The 13,548-nt window shown below is 37.9% G+C and carries 9 protein-coding genes, 2 pseudogenes and 1 other annotated feature; of the genes and pseudogenes, 5 read left to right on the top strand and 6 right to left on the bottom strand.

The annotated features are described in order from the left end of the window. Window positions 1-108: 108 nt before the first annotated feature. Both BEN71_RS05925 and BEN71_RS05920 read left to right on the top strand, forming a co-directional pair. A complete protein-coding gene (locus BEN71_RS05925; RefSeq protein ID WP_068974785.1) occupies window positions 109-1,035 on the top strand; it encodes a diguanylate cyclase domain-containing protein in 927 nt (308 codons plus the stop codon). Beyond that, complete coding sequence (locus BEN71_RS05920; protein ID WP_068974786.1) at window positions 1,032-2,033, top strand: helix-turn-helix transcriptional regulator; 1,002 nt, start codon at window positions 1,032-1,034, stop codon at window positions 2,031-2,033. The genes BEN71_RS05925 and BEN71_RS05920 overlap by 4 nt, the downstream gene beginning before the upstream one ends. Before the next feature lie 73 nt (window positions 2,034-2,106). On the opposite strand, the gene BEN71_RS05915 is transcribed toward BEN71_RS05920, so the two are convergent. The 3 genes from BEN71_RS05915 to BEN71_RS05905 are packed head-to-tail and all read right to left on the bottom strand — an operon-like array spanning window position 2,107 to window position 5,974. Beyond that, entirely contained in the window at window positions 2,107-2,796 is a 690-nt protein-coding gene (locus BEN71_RS05915; RefSeq protein WP_227542659.1) for a hypothetical protein, read from the bottom strand. A gap of 35 nt (window positions 2,797-2,831) precedes the next feature. Then, the gene (locus BEN71_RS05910) at window positions 2,832-4,343 is read right to left on the bottom strand and encodes an alkaline phosphatase (RefSeq protein WP_049590879.1); all 1,512 of its coding nucleotides are present in this window, start codon (window positions 4,341-4,343) and stop codon (window positions 2,832-2,834) included. 14 nt (window positions 4,344-4,357) lie between these two features. Continuing rightward, window positions 4,358-5,974, bottom strand: a complete 1,617-nt coding sequence (locus BEN71_RS05905; protein ID WP_068974788.1) for an alkaline phosphatase — start codon at window positions 5,972-5,974, stop codon at window positions 4,358-4,360. A 150-nt stretch (window positions 5,975-6,124) separates the two neighbouring features. Between BEN71_RS05905 and BEN71_RS05900 the strand changes: the two are divergent. Next, window positions 6,125-6,409, top strand: a pseudogene (locus BEN71_RS05900) (tyrosine-type recombinase/integrase); the annotation flags it as partial. A gap of 68 nt (window positions 6,410-6,477) precedes the next feature. Here BEN71_RS05900 and BEN71_RS05895 read toward each other — a convergent pair. The 3 genes from BEN71_RS05895 to BEN71_RS05885 form a co-directional block, all read right to left on the bottom strand. Continuing rightward, window positions 6,478-7,056, bottom strand: a complete 579-nt coding sequence (locus tag BEN71_RS05895) for a hypothetical protein (RefSeq protein ID WP_068974790.1) — start codon at window positions 7,054-7,056, stop codon at window positions 6,478-6,480. Window positions 7,057-7,085: 29 nt separating this feature from the next. Continuing rightward, window positions 7,086-9,962 (bottom strand): SIR2 family protein, encoded by a 2,877-nt coding sequence (locus BEN71_RS05890; RefSeq protein WP_227542658.1) that lies wholly within the window; start codon window positions 9,960-9,962, stop codon window positions 7,086-7,088. Between the two features lie 121 nt (window positions 9,963-10,083). Further along, window positions 10,084-11,303, bottom strand: a protein-coding gene (locus tag BEN71_RS05885; RefSeq protein ID WP_100249712.1) for an IS3 family transposase whose coding sequence is annotated in 2 segments (ribosomal slippage) — window positions 10,084-11,027 and window positions 11,027-11,303 — 1,221 coding nt in all. Because the reading frame shifts where the segments join, the coding sequence is not laid out codon by codon here. Next, window positions 10,912-11,028, bottom strand: a sequence feature (AL1L pseudoknot). (Overlaps the previous gene by 117 nt.) Before the next feature lie 334 nt (window positions 11,304-11,637). Here BEN71_RS05885 and BEN71_RS19525 point away from each other — a divergent pair. Then, window positions 11,638-11,850 (top strand): annotated as a pseudogene (locus BEN71_RS19525) (hypothetical protein); the annotation flags it as partial. Window positions 11,851-12,124: 274 nt separating this feature from the next. After that, window positions 12,125-13,444: a hypothetical protein gene (locus BEN71_RS05875; protein ID WP_068975519.1), complete on the top strand. Its 1,320-nt coding sequence runs from the start codon at window positions 12,125-12,127 to the stop codon at window positions 13,442-13,444. Window positions 13,445-13,548 lie beyond the last annotated feature (104 nt).

Genomic DNA, 13,548 nt, shown 5'->3' with positions numbered 1-13,548 from the left:
TCGACCAGAATTAAAAATAGTCTGATCTGTTTTGACTCCAGCCCTTGCCATGAAACTGTCATCTGAATCTGTTTAGCTTGGGCGAAAATAAATCATTTCCCAAATGCTATGCCTAAATACTTTGCTTACTACCGCTGGCCTCTATGTTGTATAGCGATTGCCTGTAGTTTATCTCTATGGCTATTTATTCTGCTTGGTCAGGTCAAATCATTCGCTGAATGGAACTGGGTCGATATTTTAGGTGAAGGAGGGGCAACTGTTTTTATTGGCATCTGGATTTTCTTTATTATTAAAAGCCGTCCTTTGGGTCGTGTAACTAATTATATCTTTTATGGACTGTGCTTTATTTTTTTCCATATGTGGATGGACAGTTTAGATGAATTTATTCGTCTGCCTAAAGAAATCATATGGGATGCATGGCTTGAGTCCATTCCTTTTCCAATTGGACTGTGCCTATTTACCATCGGGATTTATTTTTGGCATCAAGAAGAACTGGCGATTTCTAAACACATGCAAAAACGAGAACGTATTTATCGGGATCATCGCTTATTCGATGGACTCACCCCTTTGGCCGATGCTCATTATTTTAAAACACAGCTCAAAGCTGCAATTGAGCAAAACTTGCATGAACCCAGCGATATGTCCGTCATATTGTTAGATATGCATAATTTTAATCAGATTAATCAAACACATGGCTTTGATGAAGGCACATCTATTTTACAGCATGTTTCACAATTGATTAGCTTAAACTTACGACCACATGACCTGCTCTGCCGCTTCGCAGGAGATCGTTTTATTATGCTGTTACCAGAGACTAAGCTACAACAGGCTGAAAAAATGGCTGCTCAACTTGAACGCATGCTTATGGTCAGTGCATATTATCAACGTGATCAGTCTATGCACATTCCTCTAAATGCACTCACGACCTGCTGCGCTGTCGGACAATACCAAACTGCCCAACAACTCTTGAGTGCCTTAAATCAGCAATTGCTCCAAGTGAAGCAGTACTATTCGCCGAAGCGAGTCATGGTATGAGCTTTGAATGCGACTACAACTACATTCCTGCGCATCATCAATTGTCTATTTTAATTGATTTGGCAGCGAGTCATGAAGTCGAACATCACGTCCTGCTCAGTGGCAGTAGTATTTTCTTAGAAGATATTTTTTCAGGGCAAAAACTAATTAGTCAACAACAGTTACAACAGGTTTTAAAAAATGCTGAACAGTGTTTTCGCAATCAGGACATCAGTTTCTTATTTGGTCAGCGCAGTTTAACCACTCCCTTTAATGACGCCATTAAATCCATGCTTTATGCATCGACCTTCGATGAGGCGCTTAGCCGTTATTTAGAATTTTCCGCGTCCGTTTCACCATGGTTATGCCCTCGACTCATGTATAGTCAAAGCCATATTCATATTTATTGGTTAGATGAAAACAAGCTTGAAAATCGCTTTTTAATCGAAAGTGCAATGAGTGCAATACAAGCGTTTAGCCGTCAACTGTATCAAACCAAGTTAGCGTGGAAATTCGAATTTAATTTTTCTGAACCGGATTATATTGAACAATATTGGACGCATTTAGGCAGTGCTTTAGAGTTTAATCGCCCGATCAACATGATGAGCCTACCTCGTGACTTGGTCCATGAAAAACTTCCCAATGCCTCTTCGACCTTAGCTGCAATCAGTTATCAACATGCACTGAAAGAAATGACAGCTCAAAATATTCAACAGAGTTTTTTGCTCAGTTTGCACCAATATTTAATGCAGAATATTCAAAATAATATTCAACTTGAACAAACCGCTGACTATTTTCAAATGAGTTCTGCCACCTTAAAACGTAAACTGAAAAAGCATCAGACCCATTTTCAGGCGCAACTCGATCAAAGTCGTTTGCATACTGCCATCATTTTATATCGTGTACATGGTTTTAAAACTGAACAGATTTCTCAGTATTTACAAATTAACGATGCCACTAATTTTCGACGTGCGTTTAAGCGGTGGAGTGGTTTAACCGTACAAGCGGCACAGTCCTAAGCGCTTATTTTTCCCAAAAAAATCACGGGTATTTCTATTGTAACGTCGAAATTAAAAGTCAAAAACTCATCGGCTAATCACTAAAGTCCGCATAGTCACGTTCGCTGTATTTTTCTGTTTGTGTCCAAGGTGTAGCAACATGTTGGCCAATTTTGCGCACGGTAAAGGTTTTGGCATAGCCTGAGGTCGGTTTGAGCAATTCATATTTTTGAACCAGTTGATCCTGTTCACTCCATATAATATTCAACGTTTGCCCAGCACTGCGTATTTGATAATGCGCTAACTTCGGATCACGTTGAATCAATTGTGCTCGCTTTAAAATGTCAGGATGAATCAAACTATATTCACAGCGCCAACAGTTTTTCATCCCTAGCATTTCTTGATCGACATCCTGCAATTGCACCCGCATTTTTTCATCTGGCAAAATATAAAAACGCTGAAACGGACTTTCTACGTTTGCTTGCCCGACTACATCTTTGCGCTGCATCCACTGAATTGCACTGTCAAAACTCACATGCTCATGGGTGTCTGTTTTGGCAGACACATGAGCGTTGCTATGTGTCTGGGCTTCGTCAGCATGCGTTTGTGTGTTTAAACGTTCAATCCAAATATTTTGCTCATCTCGAATTATTTTCTCACTGTATTTTTGAATGGTCGTGACCCCATTGGCATCCAACCGTTCAATCTGATAATCAATACGATATTCATCGGCCGACCATACCCATGGACTGAGCAAACTGAAAGACAATGCTAAGAATTTCATTTTGAATTTGAACGGCCGTATAAATCTTGTATCCATTAGAATCCAAACGCCTTTTTCAATTGCTCAAATACCCATGTATTTTCTTGTGTGCCTTTGAATAGATTTGAATTCTTTCCTTCAGCAAACAGCATCACATCTCCGCCGCCATGTGTTTCGCTTTTCGTCAGTTGTACCCCGACTTCTTGTTTATAGTCGTCAGCAAAGGCTTGCTCGTTGCTAATACTGTCACGAATATCTAAACGTTTACCCGTACCATTTCCAAAAACAAGCGTCGTTCCTGTTGCCCCATTTACATCGCGGTATGGATTATGTACTTGGCCATCAGCCAGCACTTTGCTGTAAGCATTTTGCTCTTTTGCAATATTATAGTCATAGCTCAGCCCCAAAATACCTGGATTAGTTTCCGTCGTTTGACCCGTTCGTGCGGCATAACCATTAAAGGTCATCACATGGTCATGGTCTGCCGTCACTACAATCAAGGTATTGCTCAAATCCACTTTATCCAGTGCAGTTTGAATTGCATCATTAAATGCCTTGGTTTCCTGCAATGCCCGTTTGGCATTATTGGCATGTAGCGCATGGTCAATACGCCCACCCTCAACCATCAAGAAATAGCCTTGTCCATGACTCTGTGCTTGCAGTGCATCAATCGCTTTACTGGTCATCGCCGCCAGACTCGGTTCAGTCTCTATATTCTTCTTGAGTCGGTCCAAATCAAAATTTAAATGCGACTGTGTGGAGAATACGCCGAAAATTTTCTGAGTATTGACCGTCTGTGCCAAATCACTTTGGCTTAAAACGGTTTGATAACCCTGCTGTTTAAACTCTGCCAATAAATCACGACCATCCAAGCGCCCTTTGGGGTTAGAGACTGCATCATAAGGCGTCCAATGATTTAAGCCGCCTCCCATAAGGACATTAATGCCATCCAATAAGTTTGGATTATAAGCTTTACCTTTTGGAACAGCTTGAAGCGCGATATCGTATTGCGCATCACGGTGACAGATATGTGCATAGGTTGCCGCAGGTGTGGCATGGGTGAGTTCGGTCGTCGTCACTACGCCAACCGCTTTACCCTGCTTTTTTGCCAGTTCTAAAATACTTAACGCAGGCATCCCTGCGACCATACTACTGCCCTGTTCTGGACAACGATTGATGGCTTTCGCTAAGCTTTTGCCATTCGGCAATTTTCCTTCTTCAGGTTCGACCGCAACCGTTCCTGTTGTCATGGCAATCACTTCATTTTTATTTTTCTGCCCAGTCATATAGGCGCCCATAGAGGGAGCGCTATCTGTGGTTTGACCATCCTCAGAATAGGTTTTAATCCGTGCTGCGTGCTTCATGCGGTCCATGGCCAGTTTACCATTTTCCCCCACAGCATAAATACGACTTGCTGTCACTGTGGTTGGTCCCATGCCATCGCCTAAAAAGAATATAACGCTTTTCGTCGGTGTAACTGTGGTGTCCGCAGCATACAAAGCACTTGAAGAAATCGACGCTGTAAGCAGAAGCATCATGTATGGGATGGTTTTTAAAGTATGTTTCATGTGATATCCCTCTGCTATAAGCCTGTGATCTTACGAATGAGGTGATTGACCTCAATATTTTCAAGGCTACCTGAGAACTGATCGGCTCCCTGACCAATCGCACCTAAAAACACATCTGCACCGCCATGCGTTTCTTTATCTTTATAGCCCGTTTGAATCACAGCTTCTTGTTGGAAATCATCCGCAGCAGTGCCCGTACACCAACCCGTTTCAGCCAAAGGATAGGTGAAACTATATTTTTCACCTTGTGGTGCCTTTGGCCCTTGTACAGGATGACAGACATCAGTGTCTTTTAAGTTCAGTACCAAGTCATCCATACGGTTTTGAGTGGGGCGTTTTTTGCCCGTACCAAAACCGATAATCGGATAAGGTTGACCATGAATATCTTGAGCAAAGCCCGCTTGATCATAGTTTTTTACCAATCCAAGCACACTGGTTTCCTTACCTTCGACGTATTTTCCTGTACGCTTGGCATAACCATTTAAAACCAAGGTGTGATCATGGTCGGCTGTGATTACAATCAGTGTATTTTTAAGTTCAGGATCACTTTGTTTAAGCTTTTGAATGGTTGCTTCTAAAGCATCATTTAAGGCAATCGTGTCTTGTAAAGCACGTTTGGCATTGGTGTCATGCAGCGCATGATCTATACGCCCGCCCTCCACCATCAGGAAAAAACCTTTTTTATTTTGCGTCAGGATGTCTAAAGCAGACAGCGTCATTTGCTTGAGACTCGGCTCTGCCAAGTTTTTCTTGGTGCGATCCAAGTCGTAATTTAAATGGCTGTGATTAAATAAACCCAATAATTTTTCATTTTTCGCCAGTTGCACTTGGGACAGTTGGTTTTCATCAAAAACCACGCGGTAGCCTGCCTTTTGCATCTCGGTAATTAGATTGCGCCCATCAGTACGTTCTCCACCTGCATCTTTAGGCAAAAATTGACGCTTGCCGCCACCTAAAACCACATCCACTCCATCTTTGAGTTTTTGGTTATAATGCTGATAGATATCCCCTTTTGAACTCGGCACCAGCTGTGATGCAATGTCATTTTCCGCATCACGGTGGCAAATATGCGCATAAGTCGATGCTGGCGTGGCATGCGTGATACGCGTCGTGGTTACAATCCCTGTCCCCCAACCCTTCGCTTTGGCTAATTCAAGTAAAGTTTGTGTGTTTTGCTTATTTTTATTTTGTGGGTTAGTCCCGCACTGGTTATTCCCTACTGAATCAGGTTCAACTGCAATCGTGCCTGTCTGCATCGAGATCACCTCATTTTTCATCTTCACACCGGTCATGTATGCACCCATCGAAGGTGCACTGTCAGTGACTTGCGCATCTTCAGAAAAGGTACGAACAAAGGCAGACTCAGGTAACCGATCAATTGCTAACTGACCATCTTCACCGACAGCATAAATACGTGAAGCGGTAAGTGTGGTCATGCCCATACCATCACCCAAGAAAAACACCACACGTTTCGGTTGTTGGACTTTTTGTTGTTGGAACTGTTGTGCTGTATGGGTCGATTGAGTTCGCATTAGCGCAGTACTTTGACAAGCTGTAAGCAATAAAGCACTGAAACTTATACATGCCACACGGATTGTTTTTAATTGGAATTTTTCAAGAGAACCGAGCATTGCATCAACCCATCTAAAGATGGCTGAACCATACACTACCTATATTTAAGCAAGATGACATTTAACTACTTTTCCATTTACTTGCTAAAATAGTTCAATCAGCTTCCATATACTTTCTATATTTGACTGAAAATACTGTCTGAAACATATTTAATAAAATTGATCAAACCAATGCATAAATAAAAAATCAAAGAAAATAGCTTAGGCCATATTGATCCAAAACAAAATCAAGTAATCACTACCTACGGTTTTCGGTCCACTTTTTGTGACTGGTCAGCCGATAAAACAGATAATCCTCGTGAAGTCTGTGAGCACGTGCTTGCCCATAAATTGCCAGATGAAGTTGAAGCTGCTTATTTACGTGGAGCTTATCTTGAAAAACGTAAATCTTTAATGGCTGATTGGGCTAAATTCTGTAGTACACAGTTTTATTAGACTGCATTCGTTAAAAACGAAACTAGACAAAAATATTTTACGCAAAATTTAGTTACTATTTTTTATACCTATTCCTGACTTCTAATTTTCTGTGATCCAATAAAACGATTTAGACCGATACCTTTTATCTTTGAACGACCTTTTGTAGAGGAAAAGTATGGGCCACCATGAAATTTAAAAACGTAATTTTTTGAGTCCCTCTGCTGAATTATGAGTTCACCAACATTTGCTCTTTGCATCAATCTTCGTAATAAATTTTTTTCACGTTTGGTAGGCTCTTCCGTAAATTCAGAGTTGTATTTATTATGCCAATCGTAGTCAAAAAATTTCTCAATATCAGGATAAATCAAAATAAACGCTGGACGCACCCCATCAAACTCACAAAAGCTATATGTATATGCTTGCATCACACAGTTTAATAACTTTTTTACACTCTCCTTACTTTGAGGATCTTTAATCTCAATACCTATAGCGTCTACATCAAATCCCATCGATTTTGCTTTTTCATTTGGGCGGAGTAGCAAATCCAATCTTAAAGGAGAGTCATCAATAACCCATCTCCCTGCAACTTCTTCTTGAATATAGAAGAGATCACCTAACATCTCAATTAATTTTTCTTTGGCTAAATTTTCTCTATCTTGAGACATATTTAAATCATGTTTCCTATAACTGATTACTAAATTAAAAGCCGATAGTCATACGACATAGGGCTAAAGTTATTAAAATAAACTCCTATTCTAGCAATGTCATTTGCCGATTCCAAAGTAACAGGTAATCTAGAATAATAATCAAAAGTATTCCAATTCATTTTAGATAAACCTAAAATTTCATTCGCTAACTGGCTAATATCTGATTGCCCAACATAACGTTTAATAACTAATGGAACTGGGATTCTTCTTTTTCCTTGGAAATATTTAAAACTTGGATTTTGAGCACTTGGCGTAGCTCCATGCACCCATAATAATGCTGTATCAGAACTTTGGACAATTACCGTGCCTCTAGCAATAGGGAAACCATCTATTTCTAGTTTATTATTAACCAATTTAGATGACAAATATCGAAAAGAATCCTCAAAGTTAATTTCGATCAATTCTATATCTTCCACGCCTTCTAATCCTTGTATAAACCCACGCTGTTCTTCTGCTGTGAATGCTGTCCTCTTATGTATCACAACACGTCGTGGTAATTGCATTTTTGCATCAAAAAACATTTGTCTAATTTTCTCACCTGTTCTCCTTGCATCTTCTTCAGACATATAAGGATTATGATGGTGAATTATAGGGTTCTCTATCCGACCAAGTTGAAATTGCATGCCTTCCCCCCTAGCACTATAAATATGACTACAACCTAGAACAATCCTTTTAGAGTTTTCAGGATACGTGTTCCTATTGATACTGTAGCCTATCCCCACAAAAGCTGTCTGATTATCTATAGATTCCAATCGCCAAGGTGTCCGCATAGCTTTGACATAAAATGCTAATGATAACCACCACTTCACTCTACAACTTTGGGAACTATTAACCGTTTTCTCTCTTACAAATTGGGTACTTATTCCCTGCTGAGCGGCATATGCTTTAATATAATCATGTAAATCAAAGTATTCATGTTCTGATTTTATTGAAGTTAATAATTCCCATCTTTTAGGAATATAAATAATTACAACTGTACCCGTACGCAATTCTAATTTTTTCAAAGCATCGAGCTCATAACAAATTCTATTTGCTAAACTTTTTGCATTATCAATAGCTTTTTGTGCTGAAAGAGCTTCATCTACAAATCGCCATGTATTTTCACCTATTTTAGGAAAGGTTATCGGTACGCCAAATGCATTTGTAAATCCATGAAATGGATGTAAATAATCTTGTTCTGATTTTTCTGGTAATGACTTTTCATGAATTCCCCGTAAAAGATTATTTACAATCCCTGCATCCTGACGTGTACTTATTACATTGATACAAATTTCAGGGCATAAACCAGAACTGGTATTTTTATAATCCCAAGGGCGATTTTCAACTAATCCTTTTAAAGGGTTAATATGAGATATTTCATTAGATATAGAATTTGAACCAAAAATTAATTTTGCATCCTGAATGATCAAGCCTTTTTGAGTTGCATGCTTATTGAAATCAGTAGGAAGCTTTCGTGTAGCATAATTAACTAAACCAGCATAAAGTGGCTTTTTACCTAAATTAAATATACCGCCACCACTGACTATAAGGTCTTTTTTTGTAATGATATCTGCCCACTTTTCTAATATCTGACTATATTCTTTATTATGTTGATAACCGAATTTTTTATTCTTTATAGTTTTTACAACATCATGATCAGGCAAAGATTCATCTAAATTTAATACAAGCAAATCAGGTTTAAATGTTAAATAAATATCATCTTTAATAAAATTTAAATTTAGAATCAAAGCATCTATTATCTTATATTTTTTCCCATTGTGAAATTCGATAGAACTTACATCTGGATTCCATATCCGTTTATTTTGATCTGAACTGAACTCTAAATTTTTGACAATACTTTGGATTAACCCACGTCTAATGAGAGACTGAATCCTTGTATCGTTCAATACATCAGTTTTTGAAAAATTTACTACCGTTGGCGTACTTAGATAGAACTCTCCTAAATATTTCCTAAGTTTATCAACATCCGCGAAAGCTATAATTTCCTTTCCTATTTTTGAAAGTACTACTTCTTTAAAGTCCACTTTACTATTAAGCCAATCAATATAATTTAAGCTCCCTTCAGGATATTTCAATGTAACTTTAAGAAACTGGCTAGGAAGTTTAACAAAAGGGTAAGCATTACTTTTAATAAGTGAAGAAATATCATTTTCTGGAGCTGTAAATTTAGCTGGCTTCTTAGCAATACAAGGAATTTCCTGTAGCATTGACAATGCTTTACTCAACATGTTGTCATTCAATAATTTTCTAGAAATTTGCTCTACGGTGTCATCAAATCCCTCTGTTGAGACATAAAAAGCATCCCTATTGTTTTTTCTTGCTAGTTCCAATAGCTCCATCACTGACTGGCTTATTGTTTCACCATACCCACACCAAAATAATCTTGATTTAACCGTTTTAGAAAAAATATTTTCTAAAACTGTCATTAAAGATTTATCTCGACCGCTATAACCAATAACTACAAGATCATAGTCCTGTAACTCATGTTCAATATTATTTTTTAAATTTTCTTCCTGATGTCTTAATTGTTCATCTGTATTTTTAAGCTCATCGTAACGATAATCTCCATGCAATGAAACTACCCTTATCTCGCCCTCACTATGTTGTCTGGTAATACGTTGGGTATTATCCAGCCCAATTTCAATACATACAACATCATTCGAATGACAAGCCCGAGCAACCAAACCATCAAAGTTTGTAGTCCACACAGTTTTTATTATTTTTGCTTGAGCAAGCAGTGGTAATAATTTATACCCGATATGCGGCTTAGCCATCTCAACATATTGCTGAAAGAAACTTCTTCTATCCTGTTCTGTGATATAGCATTCTTTTGCATAAAAAGAGTATTCTTCTGGACTATTCAAAATGGGATATTCTCCTCTTTGATCCAACCATTTTTGAATTCGATCTTTTGTACCTTGTAGAGATAACTCTCCAACTGTTTCCTGAACCGTACCGGGTTTGTCGGAGACTTTTTTATTTAAGTTAGGCCACCTGACCTAACGGATTAATTTTATCATAGTACATTGCTTCAAAATCAAAAGGTGGCACATAACCTAGTGCACTATGTACACGCTCTTTATTGAACCAATCTACCCAATTTAATGTCGCAAGTTGTACATCCGCTAAACCTTGCCAATCTGCTTTTAAATATTCAATCACCTCTGTTTTGTATAAGCCATTCACTGTTTCAGCCAAAGCATTATCGTATGAATCACCGGTCGTACCGACTGATGCTCGTAAATTTGCTGCTTCTAAACGATTGGTATAACGAATGGAAAGATATTGCACACCTCTGTCACTATGATGAATCACGTTCTTTGGCATGCCTCGATCATGCAATGCTTGCTCCAGTGCATCGAGCACCATGTCTGTATTCATCCGTGTTGATACTTTCCATCCAACAATTGCTCGCGAGAACACATCAATAATAAAGGCGGTATAGACCCAGCCTGAATTTGTTTGAATATACGTAAAGTCAGCGACCCACAGCTGGTCAGGGTGATCAGCACTAAAATTGCGTTTCACCAAGTCATCTGCTCGTTTTTGATCATCTCGGCTATGGGTAGTTTGTTTATTCTTACCTCGCCAAACACCTTGTATACCTAGCTTTTGCATCAATCGAGCAACTGTACAGCGTGCAATAATATAGCCTTCACGTTTCAGTTTTTGCCAAACTTTACGTACACCATATCGACCTGAACTTTCCTTCCAAATTCGTTTAATTTGTTCAGCATGATGCAAGTCATGTAGATCTCGCTTTGCTCGATGTTCTGGGTTTTCGCAGAGATCTAGAGTCCGGTAATAGGTTGAGGGTGCGATCGGTAAAATTCTACAAATCGCCTCGACTCCGTACAGCTCTTTATTATTATGGATAAAATCCACCATTATTTGTGTGGGCGGTCGAGTTCCGCCTGGGCGAAAAAAGCGGCTGCTTTACGTAGAATCTCATTGGCGCGTTGCAGTTCTTTATTTTCGCGTTCGAGTTGTTTGATACGTTCTTGGTCTGAAAGCTGCTGTACTTTAACTGGATTTAGTTTATCTAAATATTTTTGATACCAAACACGTAGTGTTTCAGGAGTACAACCTATCTTGGGAGCAATAGCGGTGATCGCAGCCCAATTCGATGGATAATCTTTTTCAGATTCAATCAATAATTGAACCGCTCTTTCTCTGATTTCAGGGGCATATTTTAATTTTGTCATCGGGATAGTCTCTCAGAATATTGACTCTCCGACAAACCCGGTACGGTTCATCCCTTAGAAGTGGATTTTTAGTTATAAATATTTCACGCTTCCACTCCCAGATACAACGCTCTGCGGATGGCATACCAGAAGATATTGATGCTCCAGCACCTAATAATAAGCAAATCGGCCTTTTTTTATTAATATCTATAGATCGTATAAAGGCGTCAATCGCAATTTTATATGGTGTCATCCTTTTAATTGTCCTTATGATTATTCTTTTCTAGCCTTAGATTATTAAATAATCTCTTATTATTCAAGTTATAAAATCTGATTCTATATTCTTAAATTCAGTTCTATCCAAAAAATCAAATTGAATAATATAATTCTCAGACGAATAGGCTATATGGACCCTAAACAAAATAGAGGGATTACTACATATGGTTTTCGCTCTACTTTCCGCGATTGGTCAACTGACAAAATAAATTACTCTCGCGAATTCTGCGAACATGTCCTTACACATAAACTGCCTGATGAAGTTGAAGCAGCTTATTTACGTGGAGTTTAACTTGAAAATAGAAAAGGATTGATGACTGATTGGAATCTGTTTTTTTGTAAATTACGATTAGTTTTTTTGAAAATTCACACAATAAAAATACCCATTCAACTACAACTCACCCCTGTATATTTACAGGATATTATATTCGTGTATATTAATGATATATCTAATAATTACCAAAAAGTCCGTACTGAAATAACGCATAAGTATGTACACTTTGGATCGGAGCATGTAGGCTAAATTTTACAAGAATAATCAACCAAAATATTAGGATAGAGAAATCATGGATACCGTAGTGGAACATTCTGAAAATACCACGGTAGGGGATCAAATCAAAATCGTATATGACCTGGAAAGGTATATATTTGAAAAAATCTACTCTACTCCACCCTTCAATTTCAACAAGTCTATCAGGATGGCCGTTGATTTCGAAATGCTTAAAACAATAATATATGCATTACACGATGAAGGGCTATTTAAAGAATCGAATGAAGATCGAGTAAAAAGATTATGTAAGGATCCTGTCCAAGTACCTATTCCTTGTAAAAAAGGTGATAATAAAGTTGAAAAACTGGACTTTGAATATTTGCCTAAACATTATCATGAAATCATTTCAGACATAAAAAGCTATCGTTCCGCCATCGAAACTAAAAATCATACGCAAGCAAAAATTATTTATAAAAGCTTACTCCAGCAATACTCAAAACATCGTGATTGTTACGTAGTCGAATTATTACCTGAAAGCTTTCAAAACACGATCGATAAAATTCAACTCAGCTATCTTTCACAAGAACCTGATGAAATCAAAGAAAAAGCTTATATCGACTTTGTTAAAGAATTTATCAAGAAATACGAATATGATCATGTGTCACTTTGGAATGCGTTAAATTTTTCAAGACAGGATCAGAATACGCTCAAGGAATTGTCTTTTCTTTCATTTCGATTCATTGGTCCATTAAAAAATAAGTTTGCTATACGCCAACGCAATTCAAAGATCCGGTCCCTGAAACCCAAAAAAAATATACTGTTCGAACAACTTATGGAGTATCTGGACAAAAAAGCGACAGCATATGTACGTGAGATTTTAATGCAAACGTATGATCACAAAGAAAAAATATATATAAAACAACAAGGAAATATTGACAAACTTTTACGGACTAACTTTAAAAAATATCAGACAAAGATATTAAACAGAAAACAACAGGCTAAAATTATTGCTAAGATTAAAACTAAATTTACACCTCAAATAATACAAATATTAGAAGACAAACAGGAGAAAAAACAGCAACAGCTTGATTTTAAAGTGCAACTGCAAGAGCACATTGTGCGAAATCTGACAAATTCGTCAACAGGAACTATAAGCAGTGAGCCTGTTTATGACCCGTACTTATTTACTCCTACTGCATCTATCCATGGCACAAATGCTCTAACTGAACTTAAAACAAAAGTCACCCGAAATAAATCTGCTAAAAAGCAGAAAGGTTTTCAGAATCAGGAGCATCCAACTACTCAGCCTAAAAGAAATTTTATTGGTGATACTAAAAGGATGCTCAAAAAGAATCATGAAATCTATCAGTCTTTGAAAAACCTTTTAAATGATTAAGTTCATCATTTCACACTGAGAAATATATTGGCTCCACGCACTTCCTGCATCAAGTGCATTTTCAATCAAGTACCGTCTATTAGTTGGTTCAACACCTTCCAGAT

Source organism: Acinetobacter wuhouensis (assembly GCF_001696605.3).
Classification (GTDB): Bacteria; Pseudomonadota; Gammaproteobacteria; order Pseudomonadales; family Moraxellaceae; genus Acinetobacter; species Acinetobacter wuhouensis.
The sequence above is the reverse complement of the archived record's forward strand: the minus strand, read 5'-3'. Positions and strand labels throughout refer to the sequence as shown.